A 19,688-nucleotide genomic window follows, 5' to 3' on the forward strand; every position below is an offset into this window, starting at 1 on the left:
GCGGCTTAAGGAGAACATCGAAACCATCAGAGGGAGGAATGACAATGGGCAAATTGATCTTAGCGGCAAGTTTGGGTCTGACTTGCTTGCTCAGCATCGCAACAGTCGCTCTCGCTGAGGCCCCGGGCACTGAAGATCCCAACAATTGGCCACAATACAATCGGACTACCAACTCATGGCGTTACAGCCCGCTCGATCAAATCAACAAGGACAACGTCAGCAGACTTTCTGTGGCATGGATCGCCCAGGGCGGCGATATCACCATGGGCATTCAAGAGACGCCTTTGGCGATAGACGGCGTGATCTATTCGATAACCTCCGGGAACCGGGTGGCGGCGCTGGACGCGAAGACCGGGCAGGAGCTCTGGAGCTATCAGCCGAAGCTCGATCCGCTCACCAAGAAGGTGTTGTTCTCACCGTATAGCCGTGGCGTCGCGGTCGGCGACGGCAAGGTCTTCATCGGAACAGTGGATGGGCGCGGCATCGCCCTCGATCAGAAAACAGGCAAGGAGATATGGCAAGTCCAGTTGACCGATTTTCCGAACTGCCATGGTTGCAATTTCACCTCGCCGCCCGTCGTTGCTGGCGATATGCTGACTTTCGGATCGACTGCAGGCGAATTGGCGACGCAAGGGAAAATCTTCGGTGTCGAAGCCAAAAGCGGGAAGAAGATCTGGGAGTTCAACACCATTAAGGACGACCCGAAGAGTTGGCCTGGCACGAGCGGCAAATACGGCGGTGGCGGTGCCTGGATGCCGGGCACCTACGACGCGGAGACGAACACGGTCTTCTACGGCACCGGCAATCCGGGGAAGGATTTCATCAATGAGGACCGGCAGGGTGACAACCTCTATACCGATTCGATCGTCGCACTCGATCCCAAGACCGGCAATCTGAAATGGTACCGGCAGGAGATTAAGCAGGACGTATGGGACTACGATTCGGCATATGAGGTGCTGCTGTTCAAGAAGGACGGCAAGGACTTGATCGTCCACATGAACAAGAGCGGCTACGTTTTCGTGTTGGACAAGAATGATGGAAGCATCGAGAACATTTGGCCAGTCAGCGACCTCAAGAACTTTGTCAAAGACATCGACAAGAGAACCGGCGAGTTGATCGGCCGCGTCGAATTGCCGATGAACCAGGAGACGCTGATCTGCCCGTCCACCTTCGGTGGACGCAGCTGGAATTCCGGCGCCTACAACCCCAACACCGGACTCTGGTACAACAACGTGCTGGATTTCTGCGGCTACCTCAAACCAGTGGCGCAGAAGGACGATCCCAAGGACTATGGCACCGGCCATATCGGCGCCAGTGATTTTGGACGGCTGGTGATGGCACCCGATGGGCGCAAGCCCGGCCGGCTCGATGCACGCGATCCATTTACTGGCGAGCGCAAATGGACGCATGAGATGGATGTCCCCGGCTTCGCCAGCGTCCTGACCACCGGCGGCGGGCTCGTGTTCAACGGCGACCCGACCGGCATTCTGCGGGCCTTCGATGCCGATACCGGAAAGGTGCTGTGGAGCTTCAATACCGGATCGGGAATGCGCAGCGGCATCATCAGCTACGCCGTCGCTGGCGAGCAGTACATTTTGGTGCCAAGCGGATGGGGCTCCTACGCTGCAATCTTGCTTCCCGCATTGTTCCCTCAACTTGAGAAGATGCCTGCGGCTTCGACCCTTATCGCGTTTAAGCTGCCGAAATAGCGAACTAAACAGGGGGCGGCCGGGAGCAGCCGCCCCTATCGCGCTTTAGTCGCGGACTAGTTCCATGATGTACAAACTGGTGCTGATGACGATTGCCTGCATTTTCGTTGGCGACGCCGCCTATCCGCAAGAAGACGTTCCGAACCTGAAAGACCCCACAATGATTGCGGCGGGCCATGATCTGTTTTTGCAAAAACAGTGTTCACGTTGCCATGGGGAGGGCGGCCAAGGCGGGATCAATCTCGCCCGCCGCGCCCTTGACCCCAGAGGTGTGTTCCAAGCGATCGCCGACGGCCGAATGGGGAGCGGTCTCCGGATGCCAGCGTCGCGCGATGTGCTGACCGATGAAGAGATTTGGAAGGCCACCGCCTACGTCATGTCGATCAGCCAGCAGCCGAAGTAGTTTTAACCCGGATGGAGGAAGTCGCCAGTGTAATAATCGTGGCTGGCCCTCGGAGCTTTGATTTCGGGCGTCTTTGCTGGAGGGCCCGTCGGTCACTTTGCCTGCCGGCCTTGCGTCTCACTCAAAACCGATGCGCAGACACACACTGCGGCGCCGATCAACCGAGCGGGCCGCGCCGCTTATTGTCGCTCGGCCGGCGAGGTCCTTCGCGCCGTTTCTTCGCGGCCCTTCGCCAAATGCGATCATACAATAACGAGACCAACTACCGCCTGAGCGCGTTCTGCGCAGGTTCGTTGCAGACGACCTTTCGTGGCCGCATGTGCGTCATGTTCGCAGGATCGACGGATAGGGACGCTATCGGGACAGCGCGACTGCGCTCATTCTTTTGCAGATCGGCCGCAAGAATCGAAAAGCAAATTGGTCTCGAAGGACTGCAGGATTCATGTCCGTTGGTGGCACCTTTGAGACATGCCGACGGACGCTGAAATCGTCCGCTTATCGGGTCGGTCGGAAGTGATCGCCAGACGGTTAAAACGACGCTTTCGACACGAAGCGGACGACGATTTGGGAGCAACCTGCTTTGCAATCCGAGGCGTATGTCATCCCATCGCTGTACTGCTTTGACGGTCGCGGCACGAAACAACCCCTCGGTGTTGCGCGCCAGCACCCTCGTTGCTGGGCCAATTGACTGTCGTACAGCCGACCAGATCGCCGCATCAGCTCAAGTGAGAACCATTATCCAAAGTACGCCTCGTGCACTTGCTTCGTTTGACTGAGCTCGCGTGGCTCGCCAGCGGCGACGACGCGGCCCTTGGAGAGGACGTAGCCGTAGTCGGAGATCGCGAGCGTCTGGTGGACGTTTTGTTCGACCAGAAATACGGTGATGCCCTGCTGGTTGATGCGGCGGATGATATTGAAGTTCTCCCGCACCAGGATGGGCGCGAGGCCGAGCGAAGGCTCGTCGATGAGGAGAAGCTTCGGCGCGCGCATGAGTCCCCGGCCAATCGAGACCATCGCCTGCTCGCCCCCCGACATGGTGCCGGCAAGCTGATCGCGGCGCTCGCTGAGCCGCGGAAAGGTGGCATAGACATGCGCCAAGCGCTGCGCAACAGCCGCGTCCGATGTCTCCTGATAAGCGCCGATGCGCAGATTTTCTTCGACCGTGAGCTTTGCGAATACCCGCCGACCTTCGGGAATACAGGCAATGCCGGCCGCGATCACCCGGTGGGTCGGGAGTCCCGCAAGGTCCACACCGCCGAATCGGATGCTGCCCCTGTTCGGTGGCGTCAGTCCGAGGATCGAGCGGATCAACGTGGTCTTGCCGGAGCCGTTGGAACCGAGGAGACAGGTGATCTTGCCCGACGCTGCCGTCAGCGAGACGTTCTCCAGCACGTTGGCCTGATCATAGGCGGTGGAGACGCCTTCGATCACGAGCGCGTTGGCCTCGTGGTTTGTCATTGCAGACCCAGATACGCTTCTTGCACCATTCGGTCGGCGGCGATCTCCGCGAATGTACCAGCGGCAATCTTGCGGCCGAAATTGAGCACCACGCAGCGATTGGTGATGCGTTCGATGACACCCATCTCATGCTCGACGATCACGATCGAAAGCCCATCGAGTCGCTTCCGCACTTCCAATATATCGTCCATGAGCTGGCTCGTTTCCTCGTGCGTCATGCCGGCGGAGGGCTCGTCCAGCAGCAGCAGCTGGGGGCGGCTGATCAGCGCGCGGCAGATCTCGATGCGGCGGCGGTCGATCATGGGCAGGCCCGCGACCGGCTCCAGCATGCGCCGAGCGAGCGGCGGATCGAACACCTCGACCAGCGCTTGCGCTTTGGCAAAGCTCTCCTCGAATTCGGCCTTGAATGCTTGGCGCCTGACGAGGTTGAACCACAGGCCCTGGTTCAGGCGCTTGTGGTTGCCGATCATGATGTTGTCGAAGATCGACAGCGGCAGGGACAGCCGCGAACGCTGAAAGGTGCGCGACACTCCTGCATGATAGATGGCTTGCGGGGTGGCCCGTGTAATCTCGGCGCCGTCCAATGACACGTGACCTGCATCTGCCCAGTAGATCCCGGTGATGACGTTGAAGAATGTGGTCTTGCCGGAGCCGTTCGGGCCAATCAGGCCAACAATTTCGCCCTGTGCAACATCGAAGTCGAGATGATCGAGAGCCAGGACGCCGCCGAAACGCCTGGTCAAACCCCGTGCCTCGAGCACCAGCGGCATTTCTTCACGCGGCGCGGGATTTTGCGTCATGGTCGCCATCCGGGGAAATATCTACGCACCGGCCGCGGCAACAGGCCCTCGGGCCGGAACAGCAGGACCATCATGACCAACGCGGCATAGAGCATAAAGCGATATTCCTGGATGACCTGCAGCTTCTCTGGAACGATGACGACGATCACGGTTGCCACAGCCACGCCCCAGGGATTGCCGATGCCCCCGAGCAGTAGGATCGATACCAGGACGAGCGAGTCGGCGAACGTATAGTTGTTGGGTTGGACGAAGCCGACGACCATCCCATGCAACGTGCCGGCAACGCCGATTAGGAAATTGCCGAGCAGGAAGGCTGTTATCTTCCAACGTACGATATTGAGTCCGAAGCAACCGGCGGCGGTCTCGTCCAGCCGCAGCGCATCGAGATTGAGGCCGATCCAGGACCGCTCGAGCCGTCGTACGACGACGAAAGCCAAGACCACGATCATCATGCTTATGACGAAATAATTGAGATAGAACGACAGCTCGACTCCACCGATCTCGATATTGTCATTGAACGACCAGCCGAGGATCGTCATGCCTCGCACCTGAAGCCCCTGGGGACCTCCAAGGACGTCGTTCACTTCCAGAAAAGTCTTGAACAGGAGCGCAAACGCGATGGTGACCACCGCCGCGTAATGACCGCGCGTGCGCAAGACGGGCAGCAGGAGGAGCGATCCGATCAGCGCCGCCATGAGCCCGCCAATCAGCAGCACGAGCAGGTGCGGAACGGCGGTGTGCTGATTGAGCACCGCAGCGGTGTAGGCGCCGATGCCAAAAAACGAGGCGCCTGCAAAGTTCAGCACCCCCGCATAGCCGAATTGGATGCTCAGCCCAAGTGTCGCGACGGTGTAAAGCACCACGGTGCAGACAAGCAGCAGGACGAAATGGTCTTCGTGGAAGACCGCGCCAACCGCGAGCGTCGCGACAATCGCGAGCAGCCCCAGCGCGTCTTCCCGCTCGCTAAAACTGTGCGCAACGGACTTCAACAATCCGAGCCGGTTGGCCGCGATAACGGCGCCGATACCAAGGGCAAGCAGTGCGATGATCGCTTTCTGATTTTCGACCCGCAAGAGGATGATCAGGAATACCGTGACCAAGACCACGGCAGCGGCTCCCGGCAGGAGCGACCGCCCTCCATCGTTCCCCGAAAGCGCCATGTCACACCCGCTCGCTCAACTTCTCGGGAATGAGACCGGTCGGTCGCCATGCCATGAGCGCGATCACCACGGCGAACGCAAACACGTCCTTGTAGGCGCTCGCGAAGGGCAACGCGACGGCGCCGATGGTCTGCAGCCCGGCGAACAGAAATCCGCCGAGTATCGCACCGTAGATACTGCCGAGCCCGCCGATGATGGCGGCGCTGAATCCCACCACGCCGAGATAGAGCCCAATACCGAAATTGATTTCGTTGTAATAGAGACCGTTCATCAATCCCGCGAAGGCAGCCAAGGCGGAGCCGATAGCAAACGTAGTCAGCACGATGGCATTGAAGTTCACGCCCATGGTCTTGGCTGTCTCCTCATCCTGTGCGACGGCACGGATCGCGAGCCCGAGCTTTGTCCGGTTGAGCAGAAGCTGCAGACCGACGATCACAAGCGCGCCGGCCGTCAGGAGGATCGCGTTGTCCAGCCTGAGGTTGAAATTGCCGATGTTGATGGAATCAGCCGGCAGCAGCCGCGGAAACGGCTTGGGATTGGCGCCGTCAGGATAAAAGAGCCGCACGGCTTCACGCAGAACCGTGCCCAGCATCAACGTGATCAGAAGTGTGTTGAGGGCCGGGGCGGAGCGCAAAGGCAGGATGAATGCTCGCGCGATAAAGGCCCCTAACAGCGCCATGGCACCGAGGGCCGCTACCAGCATGGCCAGGAGCTCCACCGCATCGGAGGTGAGGCCGATGCTCTGCAGTCCAATGAATGAGGCCAGCGCCGTGAAGGCGCCGACCGTGAGCACGTCGCCATGCGAGAACTTGATAACGTCCAGCACGCCGAAAAACAGTGTAAAGCCCACGGCAACCAGCGCGTACATCATGCCGAGCATCAGCCCATTCATAGTGTACTGGGCAACCAGCCCCAGATCCATGCCGCGCCTCCAGCCTGTCGGGAGCAAGACGAAGGTGCTAAACCTTTGCTCCCCTGCCTAGGCTATTTCTGGCCCGGAAGTTTGCGCTTTCCGGACGCATATTCGCTGTCCTCCCAGACCACCCATTTTCCATCCTGGACCACGAAGGCGGTAATGAGGGCGACCGTGTTCTGCCCGTGGTCGTCAAAGGTGATCTTGCCGACGATCGAGTCGCGATCCTTCACCTTGTTGAGGGTTGCTTGCACCTTCTTGCGATCGGACCCCACCTGCTCGATCGTGTCGAGGATCAGGTTCATGGCTGCGAAGGCGAAGCCGCCATAGGCCTCGGGCGGGTTCGGGTAATTCTGGTCGTTGTATTTCTCCAGGAAGAACTTTCCACCCGGCAGCCGCTCCGTTGGGGCGCCTTCAATGAAGGAGAGCGAGCCTTCCGCCAGCTTGCCGAGACCGTCGATATAGGAATCGGACTTGATCCCCGATGTTCCATCGAGCAGCACAGTGTTCAGCCCGAGCTTGTCCATCTGACCGCGGATGCGCACGCCGATCGGCGTCAAGCCGCCGAAATAGATTGCTTGCGGATTGAGCGACTTGATCTGGGTGAGTTCGGCGCTGAAATCCTGCTGGTCGGAGGTGACACCGAAGGTGCCGACGATCTTGCCGCCGTGCTTGGCGAGCGCTTCGCTAAAATACTTGTTGTGTCCCTTGCCGTAATCGGTTGTGTCGTGAATCACCGCAAAGGTCTTGTAGCCGAGGCTCGACAACAACTCCGCGTTGCGCTCGTTCTGATTGATCATCGTGCCGTTGACGCGGTGCACCTCGGCATACTTGTTCCGATAGGTGATGTCGGGCAGCACCGCGCCCCACACGATCACCGGCAAGCCGAACTTGTGATAAACGTCGACCGTGGCGATGGCCACCGCCGAGCAGTAATGCGTCGCAGCCGCGATGATCTCCTTGTCGGTTGCAAGCTTGGTCGCCTGTTGAACGCCGACATTCGGCTTGCATTCGTCGTCGAGCGCGACCATCTCGTATTCGTACTTGGCCTCCGCATCCGCATTGCGGAGTCGCACAGCGAGATCTGCGGAATTGCGCCCGCCGAGACCATTGGCGGATGTGCCGCCGGTCAACGGACCGACAAAGCCGACCTTGATCTTCTCCTTGGCATGGGACGACGACACGACCCCAGTAACGCCCAAGACTCCGGCGCAAATGAAAGCGGCTGCAAGCGACAGAAACCTGTTCATGCGGACCTCCTTCAAGTCCGTCTTGCCCCAGCCGGCGAAATTGCGGATGGACGGTTGCGACGGATGATGCTGCAGCCTAGCGCTCGCGTTTTCCCATGGCTAGTCAAGCCATGGCCGACCTCTTAAGGCGCTGGTGACCGCAACTCAGAATTGCGCATCACGTGTGGGGCAGACGACTGCTTATAACACTTCTGCGGAGCGCCTCAAAGACACCCGTGGACTCCGCCCCACGAATTTGGATTTGGCGGAGCGCCGCACACGCCGCCGGATCATCCTTGTCGCATCATTGTTTGCGAAGTCCTGGCGCCTTGCGACAAGGTAGGAGTGCCAAAGGAGCCCGAGGCCGCGCTGGCCGTGCGGCCGAGTCCCAGGGTTTCCCACGTCAAGGTGAGCGGCGAAATCCTCGGCCGTCCGTTCCTGCTGCTGTGGTCGGCGATCGTCGGCATTCCGATCGGCGTGCTGCCGGCGATCGGTGACAGCGCCGCCAATATGCTGGCCTACGACCAGGCGAAGAAGTTCTCGCGCCACCCCGAGCGTTTCGGCACCGGCGTGCCCGACGGCATCCGACAACGCCAACGTCGGCGGCTCGCTCGTGACCATCATGGCATTCGGCATCCCGGGCGACGCCGTGACCGCCGTCTGGCGTGTTCGGCTATGCGCTTGTCAAGGCCGGATTCCCGCTGGCAGCGGTGATCCTGGGCCTCATCCTCGGCGTCAGATCGAGATCAATCTTATCCGTGCGATTATGACGGACGACAACCTGCTGCTGTTCTTTACGCGGCCGATTTCCGGTGGGCTGCTACTCTGCGCGGCGCTCTCGGTTGGGCTCGCCGTCTGGCAGCACGTGCGTCTTCGGGAGCGAATCGCGCGTGAGGAAGCGCACGACCTCTAACGCCGAGTTCCATCCTGCGATATGGGGCTGGGTCGAGAGCCTCCATGTCCGGACATGGCACCTTTGAGACATGCCCGCCTATCCTGAGAATGTCCGTTCACCGGGGTAGACCGGAAGTCGCCGTGGTCCGGCAAAATCGACGCGAATGATGTGGTGGACGACGCCCGCTCCCGGCATCGAATGTGCCAAAGGGTGATTGTTCAACAACGAATCACCGGAGGGGGGTCGTCCACATGCAGGTTAGCACCATCGGCGTTGATCTCGCCAAGAACGTGTTCCAAGTGCACGGCGTGGATAGTGCGGGCAAGGTCGTCATCACTCGTCAGTTGCGGCGCAAGCAGGTCATTGACTTCTTTAGCAGGATTCCCCCTTGCCTGGTCGGCATGGAAGCCTGCGGAACCGCTCATCATTGGGCACGTGAAGTCTCCAAGCTCGGTCACACCGTGCGCCTGATGCCGCCGAGCTACGTGAAGGGCTATGTCAGACGGTCGAAAAACGATGCTGCCGACGCAGCCGCCATCTGTGAGGCCGTGACACGCCCATCGATGCGGTTCGTGCCGATCAAGTCGGCCGATCAGCAAGCCTTGCTGATGTTGCATCGAACGCGGGATCTTTTAATCCGTCAGCGCACGCAGCTGATCAATGCGCTCCGAGCCCACCTTGCCGAGTTCGGCCTCGTTGCGGAGACGGGGCGCGAAGGTCTCGCGCAGCTTGCCGCGATCATCACGGACGAAAGTAACCGCGAAGCTCTTCCATCTGCGATGAAACAGGCGCTGCAGGCCCTTGTCGATCAACTCGCTGCTCTGGAATTGCAGATCGGGACTCTGGATCGCGCCATTCACGCCCATCATCGTGCCAATGACATGAGCTGCCGCCTCGAGACCGTGCCTGGGATTGGCGTGATCGGGGCCACGGCCATTGCTTCTACTGTCACAGACCCGAGTGACTTCAAATCCGGTCGGGATTTTGCGGCATGGATCGGACTTGTGCCGCGGCAGCACTCGACGGGGGGCAAGGAGCGGCTCGGCGGCATCTCCAAGCAGGGAGATCGCTATCTCCGACGGTTGCTCGTCATCGGTGCAACAGCCGTTGTTCGACACGCCCGGCAGCAGCCGCAAAAGCCCCCCTGGATCATCAGGCTGCTGGCCAAGAAGCCGGCCAAGCTCGTCGCCGTTGCCGTTGCCAACAAGATGGCGCGCATCGCTTGGGCGATCATGGCCAAGGGAGGATACTACCGAGCGCCGGAGCTTGCTGCAGCCGCCTGAAGAGGCTTGGCAATAGGAGCCTGAGGCGACGGCGGAGCAAGACAACCGAATTGCGAGGGTGATGATGGCGTGATGCGAAACGGTCGAGCCGTCGATTGGGACAACCCGCTTCTGGGTCATGGGCGTCAAAGCCCGTGCGAATGATTGGGACCCGATCCGCGGACTACATCAGGGCCAGCGGTCATGGTGCCGCGCAAACAGGCCGGACACATGACTTGCACCCGACCGCAAGCCGAACGTCAGATTCTTCTTGCAACGCGGGCGTCGTCCACACATGACCCAAGTCGGACGTCCCGCTGACACATGTGAAAATCCGCAATGGATGGAAAGCAGACGGTCGTGCCGTAGGAGAACCGTCCCGACTTCTGGTTGACGATGTGCTTGGCGAGGTCGAGCATGTCCTTGGTGACCTAGACGTCTTGGATCTCGTCGAAAAATTCCTGCTCTGTGCGGACCACGTACGGATAGCGCAGCAGCGTGCCGACCAGGCCCTTGTCCAAGGGTGCTCGAGCGCGATGATGTGCTCGCGGTTGGTCAGCACCACCCGGCCGATCGCCACCTTGTTCATCTCGCGGATGGTCTCGCGGAACACCGCGAAGGCATCGTGGCCGACCTTGCCGTCGGGCCGCAGGTCATAGGGGCGGATAAGGTAGCGCGGATCAATCTCCTCGCGATCGACGAACTCGTCGATCTCGATGGTGCGGGTCGATTCAAGCGCGACGTTCTCGAGTTCTTCCTTCGTCACTTCGATGAAGGTGTCGGTATCGATCTTGTAGCCCTTGACGATGTCTTCGTTGGCGACTTCCTCGCCGGTGTCGGCGTCGACCTTGGCGTACTTGATGCGGTGGCCGGTCTTCCGGTTGAGCGCGCCACCGCATGGATCGCTGCCGATCGGCCTTGCGCCGAGAGCCAAGCAGGCAGACTCTCACGCTCGGCGTTCGGCTCACTCGGAAGATTGGGTAAAGTCACCGCCAACGACTATCGACCTTCCTCTGAGAGAATGAGTAACGGCAATCCACAAGGAGGCGAAAATGTCGAGAGATCGTAGAGAGTTCATGAAACTCGCCGGTGCCACGGCGGGAGTCGTGGGCACGGCATGGGCTGCGACACCGGCCGCCGCCCCAGATGAGCGGGCAGTTCAAGTCTATCAAGGCGTTGGCATTTGATGCCTACGGCACACTGTTCGACGTCTTCTCAGTTACGGCGTTGTGCGAGCAGTTGTTCCCTGGCAAGGGCAACCAGCTGGCGCAAATCTGGCGGTTCAAGCAGTTGCAATACAGCCTAATGCGCAGCCTCATGGGCCGCCATCGCGACTTCTGGGGCCTGACCGAGGACGGGTTGGTCTGGGCGAGCAAGAATCTCCAGCTCGACCTGACGGCCGACAAGAAGAAACAGCTGATGGATGCTTATTTAAGCCTCGCGGCCTTCCCGGACGTGAAGCCGGGCCTCGATGCACTGAAGAAACAGGGGATCAAGCTTGCGATCCTGTCCAACGGTGAGCCCAGAATGCTCGAGGCGGCCGCGAAAAGCGCAGGCATCCGCGATCTGCTCGACGAAATCATCAGCGTCGAGGAGGTGAAGATCTTCAAGGTCAGCCCGCGCGTCTACAACCTCGCGCCCGAGCGCATGAAGGTAAGCAACCCCGAGCTCGGCTTCGTCTCGGCGAATAACTGGGACGCTGTCGCCGCCGCGTCGGCCGGACTGCGGACATTTTGGATTCAGCGCAGTACCGTCGAGGTTCCCGAGGAATTGGGATTCCAGGTTGATACAATCGTCAAGGCGATCACTGATCTCGCGCCGCTGCTGCGCGGCTGAGCACTGGTAGGCCATCGCTCAAGAGGACTATAGGGCCTATACTCAACGAGCGGTTCTAGAGATCGGCCGTGCTAACGGAGAGTGCCGAATGCCCGGGTTTGGCCCAGCCCGGACCCACGGGCATGTCCGTTTTTGCCCCGCTATTGGGGGACAAGCGGACATCAATTCTGCCTCATCTGACCGCCTCGGTCTGCTCGGCATTCCCGTTCACCCCGCGAGCCTGATCCGGCTTGCCGGTGCAACCTTCCTGATCCTTGGCGTCGTCCTGATACGGACGTAGCCGCAGAAGATGATGCGGCCGTAGTCGCTATGGCGTAACCTTGAAACGCCAGCGTCATCACACCAGCCAGCCAACGGCGCTTTCGCCTTGTGAGAGGTCCAGCGATGCCCGCAGATCATGATACGCGCCATGATACGCGCCCTCTGGGTCGAACCGGCATCCATGTGCTGCCCTTGGGCATCGGCACGAACAAGTGGCGGCGTGCCGATCGTGGGGCCGTGTTGGAAACCTACAGGACCATTCATGATGCCGGCCCGTGCATGATCGACACGGCTGAGATCTATTTCTCGGAGCGCGTCGTGGGTGACTGCTTGCGCGCCGGTCCCACCCGCGCGGTGATAGCATCAAAGTTCCTTCCCTTTCCGGGCCGAACCTCTCCGCGCCGCCTGATGAGCGCGCTTGACGGTTCGCTCGCGCGCTTGGGCCTCAAGACAATCGATCTCTACTATGTCCATTATCCGCTGCCCTTCATCGACGTGGGAGTGTTCGCCGAAGGGCTCGGCGAAGCGGTGAAGTCCGGCAAGGCACGCGCGGTCGGCGTGGCAAATTTCAATGCGGACCAGATGCGCCGCATCGCCGATCACCTCGCAAGGGCAGGCGTTCCGCTCGCCGCCAATCAGGTCAACTACAGCCTGCTCCGACGAGCAGCGGAAACGAATGGCGTGCTCGAAGCCTGCCGTGAGCTCGATGTGGCACTGGTGGCGTATTTTCCCCTTGCGTCCGGCCGCCTCACGCAGCCGTCGGACAGCATGGGCACGAAAGCGCTGCTGACGTGTCTCGCCGATATTGCCCGCGCGCACGACGCCAGCATCGGCCAGGTCGCCCTGAACTGGCTGTTGGCGCGCGACAGTCACGTGATTCCCATCCCCGGCGCGACCAAGCCTCATCACGCCAGGACCAATCTCGATGCACTCGGTTGGCGCTTGAGTGAGACCGAATTCGACGCGATCGACCGAGCCTCAGCAAAGAGTGGAACATGAATCCGGCGCACATCAAACCCCTCATCTCCATCTCTGACCTCGACAAGATCGACGTCCGCGTCGGGACCATTCTCACTGTCGAGGACGTGGCACATTCGGAGAGGCTCGTACGGCTGCGTGTCGATTTCGGCGACCACGCGCGCTCGATTCTCGTCGGCATGAAAAAGTAGCGGCCGGCGTCTGGTTTGCCCCCTTTTGGCGTCCAATATTGACCCCACTATGGATCGATTAACTGACTGAGGCCGCGTCCGAAAAGATTGCCGCGACCGGGGTCAAGGTTGGATGCCGAAAGGCGTCAATGTTCGGAGCCGGAACACAATCCAGCTTTGGGGCATCGCTTTCGCCTATCGTTTCCTTTTGCGCCTGGCGCTGCTTGATGCCAGCCTGACGGATTGGGGCGCCGCGCACCTCATCATCGTACTTGCCAGCCTCGCTACCCCACGCGTGCCAGCCGTGGCGCGTCTCACGCGAGAAGATGTCGGCGCGCCGCCAACCCGGCGTGCGATCCGCGATCATCTGATAAAGCTCATCCGGCTTGCGGCTGTGCTGGCGCGCGATGCCGTCAAAGATCGATGGAAACGTGATCAGTGGCGGCTTTCCGATGGTGCCGATCAGGACCTGCTCGTGCATTGATCGCGTCCAAAATCCGCAACCCATACGCAGCTTCCCGCGCCTCGTGACCTTGCGCCAGACGATGTTACTCTTATACGTGACACGCCACGCTTCAAGGCAGGCGAGCGCGTCCGGCAGCATAGGTATGGTGGCCCAACACATTACGATGGCGTCATCCTGGCAGAGATCGCGGACAGGAAGCGCCTTGATCGCGTCGAGCGGCATCACGGTGTAATGTGCCTGAGCCGACTTGCCTTGTCCGGCACGCGAGTAGGTTTGAAATTCCCACGGCGGATCAATCAGCACGAGCCGGAATGAACACGGCAACAACGGCTCGAAAAACCAGGGAATGATCGACACGGTACACCTCACGATCCTGCCCCAACGAAATATCCACGCTGGCCACATCGCTCGGCCGAAGACCGGCAGCTCGCAATGCGAATGCTCCTGGCAACGCCTGTGAGCGCCTGTCCCGCCCTGGCAGCTTTGTCGCGCCCGGCTTGTCGTTGTCCGCAAGGTAAATGACATCGCGTTCCTTGAACACGGCCGCGATCTCTTGGATCCAGACGGCGGCGACACCATGTTGCCGCGCATCGGCACCAATTCGAGTTCCTCGTCAATCTGTAGACGGCCAAGGCGCTCGGGATTGAACTGCCGCGGGCACTCCTCGCCATCGCCGACGAGGTGATCGAATGACCGCTTGTGGCCCTGACCGACCAACCTGAACTCTTCTTTCCACGTCGGCGGTCAGGGGGTAGACCGGAAATGGCTGACGTATGGCCAAAACGACGCGACCGGCGAGCAGGCTTGGGAAACTGTGCCCCGGCAGGCCGTCGCCAGCATATATTTGGGCACAAGGAGGTGCGATATGGCGACAACAGCTACCCAAGCCGTTCTTGATACGCCGGCGGCGGAGTTCCAGCTTCCGGCGACCGACGGCAAGACTTACGCACTGGACGACGCTGCAGGCGAAAAAGGCACGGTCGTCGTCTTCATCTGCAACCATTGTCCCTATGTTAAGGCGATGATCGACCGTATGGTTTCGGACGCCCGCGTGCTGATGTCGGAGAGCGTAGGCTTTGCGGCGATTTGCTCGAACGATGCGGCGAGCTATCCCGAAGACTCATTTGAGAATATGAAGCGTTTCGCGAAGGCCCATGATTTCCCGTTTCCATATCTCCACGACGAGACCCAGACAGTCGCTCGGGCGTATGGAGCGGTCTGTACGCCGGACTTCTTCGGTTACAATGCCGACCGCGAGCTCAAGTATCGCGGCCGGCTCGACGAAGGCCGCACAACTCCGCCTCGCGCGGGGGCGCCCCGAGAGCTTGTCGAGGCTATGCGTGCGATTGCGACCACCGGTGTGGCGCCGGCTGACCAAAAGGCGTCTATTGGCTGTTCGATCAAATGGAAGGACAAATAAAGCCGGTCGCGGGTTCCACCGGGTCCTCGAGGCAAACCGAAATTATTCAGTCGCGCATTTCCATCTCGCCGCGGCGCTTGCGCACCAGGCACGGGCGGTGGTGCAGACGGGATCCAAGCTTCACTGTCCGCCGCTTGCGTACGACCATTACATGGAGCGAGAATCCGGCCTTCCTTGCCGGGCGCGAACGCGTCATTGAGGGCATGCGGATGGCAGGGGTGCCTGAGGGATGACGTTCAAGGATACCCGTTCTGCTTATTGCAGCGCATGAGTCTGAAAATGACCCTGGCTGTGTAAAAACGCGAAAAATCAAAACGCCGCGAGAATTACATTCTTCAGTTCGTTCTCTGAGTTCAGTTCGCTTGCGAATGTGAGGGCGAAAACAGTCTCAGACGAACAGTTTCTTCTCTCGCCGTTGAGCGACCCTTAGCGGACGAAAAAGATGGCACCATCGGCAAGTGGTGTTGGTCGCGATCGCAGCTCGATGGCGGATCGGCGTTGGCGTAATCCGCCATGTCACGACGATTGTAGAAAAGTGGCGGATCACGCTTCGCTGATCCGCGACCGCCTGCCACTAAACGTGCAGAACTGGCGGTGACTTACCATCAGTTACGGCCATAGATACGTCGTGCCACCTCTGAGCCTTTCAATAGCTCGGCCAGCGACGATGTAGTCGATGTCACTGGGTGTCAGGCCGATATCCATCAGCTCTCTGTCACTTAGGTCGTGCAAACTGACTAGCAACCTCTCGCGTTGGCGCCGTTTTCGAAACGCACGCCAATATCCCTGGAGCAAACTCAAGACGCTCCGCGTCGATGCGACTGGTGGTCCAGCCGCTTCCTTTTCCGAAAAAGCGTCTCTCAGCGCTGCGATGGAGGCATCGGGGCACGCCTCGGCCAAAGCATTGCCCGTGGCGTCTTTCACCAAAGCGATGGGGAGGTCGAGGCGGAGCCCTGAGGCATCGCGCCCGGTCTCAGATGTGAGGTTCGTCTGTTGGGGTGACATCGGATGCTCCTGCTGTTATGCCGGCAAGGAGCGTGGCCAAACAAAAGGCCCCGTCCGATGCCGGCGGGGCCTGGTGAAAAGATCGCGTCGTCGAATTCCTAGCGCACGACTCCTTCCACGGCCCAGCGAGAGCGGGTCATGTGTTTACGGGTCCACGATACGCACGACGTTTTGATCATGAAGCGTAGTTACCACGGAGATCGCGCAAAATCAAGGGGTGTGCCGGTGCTGCTCGCATCCTGGAGGCGAGCTCTCCTGACCCGACGCGAAGTCTGCCTTGGATCTGAGATCGTCTGGTTGTTTGATACTTCCCGAATGCAAGAAGTTGGCTATGTACTATGTCCGCTTCTGGCACCTTTGAGACATGCCGACGGACTCTGAGAATGTCCGGTTATTGGGGTCGACCGGAAGTGGTCCGCACATAGTCAAAATGGCGCGTTTGGTAGAGTCGAGATGTGGCGCGGTGGCGTTAGGTAGAACATATCTGTTGCCGCCCCTTTCGTCTGGCGGTGCCTTAGTGGTTCCACCATGGCTCCGTTTCCACATCCCGCTCATCGAACCGGACAGGCAGATTTCCCGCATCCGGCTCTCGGACAAGACGTCACGCTTTCGCGTGCAACGCCATCTGCAGCTTCTGAACATTTATTGGAGTTGATAGGTTTCCCAATCTCCAGGTCCTTCACCACGTATTGCGTCTGTCTTGAACTGAGGTCCCTTCCCTCCACCGGCGTTACCCGGCTTCCGCGGTACTACGAACCTCTCCGCCACCCCAGGGCGCCCAGCCTGTCCCTCACGGGCTTCCGGTTGGTCATCGCTGACCACGCCTTGGGGCTTCCCGTGTTTCGTGCGCTTTCCTTGTGTACATGCCGCCGCCACTACCCCGGCGCAGCGTCTGAACGTATCGCTTCGCTCATTTCATCCAGACGTATCAGTCTTCCCCGATAGGGTTGTCGGGTCGACCTGCGCATTGTCCTTTTCGAGGATTGCTCGGCGTTCACTCGCGTTGCGGCCTGCACACTCGCGCTGTCACCAATTCGTGACACGCTAATCGAAGGCTTCAGCCACTTCGTTACCTCCATGACTGCTCCGATTGCTTCCGGCTGGAGCGGTTGCCGGGTGGGGCTTGCACCCACTGGAAAGCGCCGCCTTTGCACGGCGCACACCCGGAACGGACATTGACCCTGGCCGTACTGTCCGGGACGCACCAGCGGTCTAGCGGCAATCCTCTTTTTTCGTTGCTAGTCAGGGCGAGATTGCTGGAGTTGTCTTCTTGGGCGAGGTAAGCGCCTATCTGCGCCCCTATTACTGCCGACGCACGATTGCTTTGGGAAATCGACACGGCGCGCGACTACGCTACCGTGAATGGCGTTTCGGCACGCGGTGGTGCCATGGAGGGATCCAGTCCAACCATCACGCGCGCGGCGCGAACGGGCTATTGTTCGGGAGGCAGGGTGAACCGGAACACTGCCCCCCGCGGTTCATTCGCGGTGACCCACAGCCGCCCTCCGTGCGTCTCGATGATCGAACGGCAGATGGCCAGGCCCATACCCATGCCATTCGGCTTCGTTGTGTAGAATGCCTCGAACGGACGATCCTCACTCTTCGGATCCAGCCCCGGACCGGTATCCCGCACCGCGAAGAGCACACCGTTCGAGGTATCCGTATTCGTGCTGATTCGTAGGTCCCGCGCCCCTTCGTCGAGGCAGCTCATTGCTTCGACCGCATTGAGGATCAGGTTGAGAATGACCTGTTGTAGCCCGACGCGATCGCCTTTGATGAGCGGCAAGCCGGTCGCGAGGTCTATCTGCAGCGAGACGTCATGTCTGAGCACTTCGCTTCGGGTCAGGGCGATGACGTCGAGGATAGTGTTATTGACGTCCATGCAATCTTTTCGCGCGGGTGCTTTCTTGATGAGGGCACGGATCTGGTTGATGACCTCGCCGGCTCGCTTGGCGTCATTGACAATGCGAGCAAGCGTCTGTCGCACCTCCTCCAGATTCGGAGGTTGAGAACCGAGCCAGCGCAGCGCGGCCTGGGCGTTGGTAAGAGTCGCGGCCATGGGCTGGCTGACTTCGTGGGCGACCGAGGCTGTGAGCTGGCCCATCGTTGCGACACGGTTGGCGTGCGTCAGCTCCACCTGCTTCTCGCGGAAAGCCTCAGCGGCTCGCTTACGTTCGGTGATGTCGCGGCTCAGGGAAATGAACAGTCGCCGGCCGCCGCCTTGGCAGAACTCTCGCACGCGAATCTCGACGGGGAACACCGTGCCGTCTTTTCGGCGATGGCGACTCTCGAACGTTACGATGTCCCCCGCCTTGAGGCGCTCGCCGTAACGCTGCCACGTCACTGTGTTCAGATCCGCATCGAAATCGAACGGAGTCATCCCGATCAGTTCGTCCCGGCTATAGCCCAAGCTTTCGCAGGCGTTTCGATTCACGTCGAGAACAATTCCATCCTGGTTGTGGAGCATGAAGGTGTCGATCGCGTGGTCTACGAAGGTGCGGAAACGCGCCTCGCTCTCCCGTAGCGACTGTTCGGTGCGCATGCGCTCGGTAATGTGCCACCCGACGCCGCGATAGCCTACGAAGCGCCCCGCCTTGTCAAACACCGGGAGCCCCGAGACGGACACGTAGCGCTTGCCGCCGCCGGGCGTCGGCCGGGCGAGCTCAAAATCGTGGAACGGGAGGTGCGCATCAAGCATCTCCCGGTGCTTGCGCCAAGCCTCTTCGTCAGGCTCCAGGTACGGCACTTCCCAGCGCGTCTTGCCGATCTCGGAGCCTGGCGTTGGCGCGTCGGCAAGGCGATCGGCGAACTCCTGGCGGATAAAGCGATGCTGCGCGTCGGTCTCCCAGTACACCTGGAAGGAGAATTGCACGAGGATGCGAAAGCGCTCCTCGCTCTCCTGCAGCGCCTCTTCCGCACGCTGGCGCGTTGCCAACGTTTCCAAGTCGGCCTGCAATACGTCGCGCCACAGCAGCATGAGTCTGAGGTAAAGCCCGCTATACTCGTTCCTTTTGTCGTCACAAACACAGAGAGTTCCGAATATCTCGCCGTCGGGCCAAGCGATCGGGACACCCAGGTAAGAAATCAATCCCAGATCACTGTCAGGGCACAACTTCCACCGTTCGTCCTCGCGGACGTCAGGGACAAGCAGCGATTGGCGGGTCTTCATCACGGTCTCGCAACAGAATCCCGTATCGAGCGACACGACGTCGCAAGGATCCCCCTTGGCGCTGCTGGATATGAAGACCTTGATGCTGGGCGGTTCCGCCCGCATGATCACGGCGGAAGGGACGTGCACGATCTCGGCAAGTAGATCCACGATCTCCTGCCACTTGCTGACGATCTCAGAGGGTACTTGAGCAGGATGTGGCATGGTCATTTTGTTGCCGAAGAACAATTGATCTCATCGCATCATATTTTTGGGACGAGTAGCTCGCCGTCGCGCGTCCCGCAGCGGCAGATTGCTCCCCAACGGTCTTGAACATTGGATGCCGGTCAATCTCGCTCCAGCAGCGAATGATCGATCATGGCATATCGCGTGACCACTATACTTACGTATGGCAGTGGCTAGACCTTCGCACTCCGACCGGGATTATTCCTGACCGCTCGCTAGAAACTATCAACGTCGAATTGGAAACCAACCTAATGTACCCGCGCCTCCTGCGTCACGTGTTCGGACCGGTATCGGGGAGACAAGAACCATCATGGTCGGTAGGCAGTACT

17 protein-coding genes and 1 pseudogene are annotated in these 19,688 nt (G+C 60.0%); 9 read left to right on the plus strand and 9 right to left on the minus strand.

The window, feature by feature from the left end; genetic code table 11:
* The first annotated feature begins 44 nt into the window (after positions 1-44).
* Both V1294_RS33365 and V1294_RS33370 read left to right on the plus strand, forming a co-directional pair.
* A complete protein-coding gene (locus V1294_RS33365) occupies positions 45-1,709 on the plus strand; it encodes a pyrroloquinoline quinone-dependent dehydrogenase (RefSeq protein WP_334503207.1) in 1,665 nt (554 codons plus the stop codon).
* Positions 1,710-1,773: 64 nt separating this feature from the next.
* On the plus strand, positions 1,774-2,112 hold the full coding sequence (locus V1294_RS33370; protein WP_334503209.1) for a c-type cytochrome: 339 nt from the start codon (positions 1,774-1,776) through the stop codon (positions 2,110-2,112).
* 735 nt (positions 2,113-2,847) lie between these two features.
* Here the strand turns inward: V1294_RS33370 and V1294_RS33375 are convergent.
* From V1294_RS33375 to V1294_RS33395, 5 genes are all read right to left on the minus strand, one after another.
* Positions 2,848-3,543: an ABC transporter ATP-binding protein gene (locus V1294_RS33375; protein WP_334503211.1), complete on the minus strand. Its 696-nt coding sequence runs from the start codon at positions 3,541-3,543 to the stop codon at positions 2,848-2,850.
* A gap of 23 nt (positions 3,544-3,566) precedes the next feature.
* Positions 3,567-4,370, minus strand: coding sequence for an ABC transporter ATP-binding protein (locus V1294_RS33380; protein WP_334503213.1), 804 nt, complete (start codon positions 4,368-4,370; stop codon positions 3,567-3,569).
* Positions 4,367-5,476: a branched-chain amino acid ABC transporter permease gene (locus V1294_RS33385; RefSeq protein ID WP_334503215.1), complete on the minus strand. Its 1,110-nt coding sequence runs from the start codon at positions 5,474-5,476 to the stop codon at positions 4,367-4,369. Before V1294_RS33385 ends, V1294_RS33380 begins: the two co-directional genes overlap by 4 nt.
* A 55-nt stretch (positions 5,477-5,531) precedes the next feature.
* Positions 5,532-6,452 (minus strand): branched-chain amino acid ABC transporter permease, encoded by a 921-nt coding sequence (locus V1294_RS33390; RefSeq protein ID WP_334503218.1) that lies wholly within the window; start codon positions 6,450-6,452, stop codon positions 5,532-5,534.
* 62 nt (positions 6,453-6,514) lie between these two features.
* Positions 6,515-7,693 (minus strand): branched-chain amino acid ABC transporter substrate-binding protein, encoded by a 1,179-nt coding sequence (locus V1294_RS33395; protein WP_334503220.1) that lies wholly within the window; start codon positions 7,691-7,693, stop codon positions 6,515-6,517.
* Positions 7,694-8,017: 324 nt separating this feature from the next.
* Here V1294_RS33395 and V1294_RS33400 point away from each other — a divergent pair, with 324 nt between their 5' ends.
* Positions 8,018-8,386: a tripartite tricarboxylate transporter permease gene (locus tag V1294_RS33400; RefSeq protein WP_334503223.1), complete on the plus strand. Its 369-nt coding sequence runs from the start codon at positions 8,018-8,020 to the stop codon at positions 8,384-8,386.
* A 432-nt stretch (positions 8,387-8,818) separates the two neighbouring features.
* On the plus strand, positions 8,819-9,850 hold the full coding sequence (locus tag V1294_RS33405; protein ID WP_334503225.1) for an IS110 family transposase: 1,032 nt from the start codon (positions 8,819-8,821) through the stop codon (positions 9,848-9,850).
* A 350-nt stretch (positions 9,851-10,200) separates the two neighbouring features.
* Here V1294_RS33405 and ku read toward each other — a convergent pair.
* Positions 10,201-10,715 (minus strand): annotated as a pseudogene (gene ku / locus V1294_RS33410) (non-homologous end joining protein Ku); the annotation flags it as partial.
* Positions 10,716-10,905: 190 nt separating this feature from the next.
* On the opposite strand from ku, the gene V1294_RS38155 reads away from it, so the two are divergent.
* From V1294_RS38155 to V1294_RS33425, 4 genes are all read left to right on the plus strand, one after another.
* Positions 10,906-11,016 (plus strand): hypothetical protein, encoded by a 111-nt coding sequence (locus V1294_RS38155; protein WP_442895471.1) that lies wholly within the window; start codon positions 10,906-10,908, stop codon positions 11,014-11,016.
* On the plus strand, positions 10,976-11,665 hold the full coding sequence (locus tag V1294_RS33415) for a haloacid dehalogenase type II (protein WP_334503228.1): 690 nt from the start codon (positions 10,976-10,978) through the stop codon (positions 11,663-11,665). The genes V1294_RS38155 and V1294_RS33415 overlap by 41 nt, the downstream gene beginning before the upstream one ends.
* Positions 11,666-12,118: 453 nt before the next feature.
* A complete protein-coding gene (locus V1294_RS33420; protein WP_334503230.1) occupies positions 12,119-12,925 on the plus strand; it encodes an aldo/keto reductase in 807 nt (268 codons plus the stop codon).
* On the plus strand, positions 12,922-13,095 hold the full coding sequence (locus tag V1294_RS33425; protein WP_334503232.1) for a hypothetical protein: 174 nt from the start codon (positions 12,922-12,924) through the stop codon (positions 13,093-13,095). The genes V1294_RS33420 and V1294_RS33425 overlap by 4 nt, the downstream gene beginning before the upstream one ends.
* 58 nt (positions 13,096-13,153) lie before the next feature.
* On the opposite strand, the gene V1294_RS33430 is transcribed toward V1294_RS33425, so the two are convergent.
* A complete protein-coding gene (locus V1294_RS33430; RefSeq protein WP_334503235.1) occupies positions 13,154-13,897 on the minus strand; it encodes an MT-A70 family methyltransferase in 744 nt (247 codons plus the stop codon).
* 508 nt (positions 13,898-14,405) lie between these two features.
* On the opposite strand from V1294_RS33430, the gene V1294_RS33435 reads away from it, so the two are divergent.
* Positions 14,406-14,960, plus strand: coding sequence for a thioredoxin family protein (locus V1294_RS33435; protein WP_334503237.1), 555 nt, complete (start codon positions 14,406-14,408; stop codon positions 14,958-14,960).
* 609 nt (positions 14,961-15,569) lie between these two features.
* On the opposite strand, the gene V1294_RS33440 is transcribed toward V1294_RS33435, so the two are convergent.
* On the minus strand, positions 15,570-15,965 hold the full coding sequence (locus V1294_RS33440; protein WP_334503239.1) for a DUF1127 domain-containing protein: 396 nt from the start codon (positions 15,963-15,965) through the stop codon (positions 15,570-15,572).
* Between the two features lie 1,432 nt (positions 15,966-17,397).
* Complete coding sequence (locus V1294_RS33445; protein ID WP_442895402.1) at positions 17,398-19,362, minus strand: PAS domain S-box protein; 1,965 nt, start codon at positions 19,360-19,362, stop codon at positions 17,398-17,400.
* Positions 19,363-19,688: the final 326 nt, after the last annotated feature.

Source organism: Bradyrhizobium sp. AZCC 1678 (assembly GCF_036924765.1).
Taxonomy (GTDB): domain Bacteria; phylum Pseudomonadota; class Alphaproteobacteria; order Rhizobiales; family Xanthobacteraceae; genus Bradyrhizobium; species Bradyrhizobium algeriense.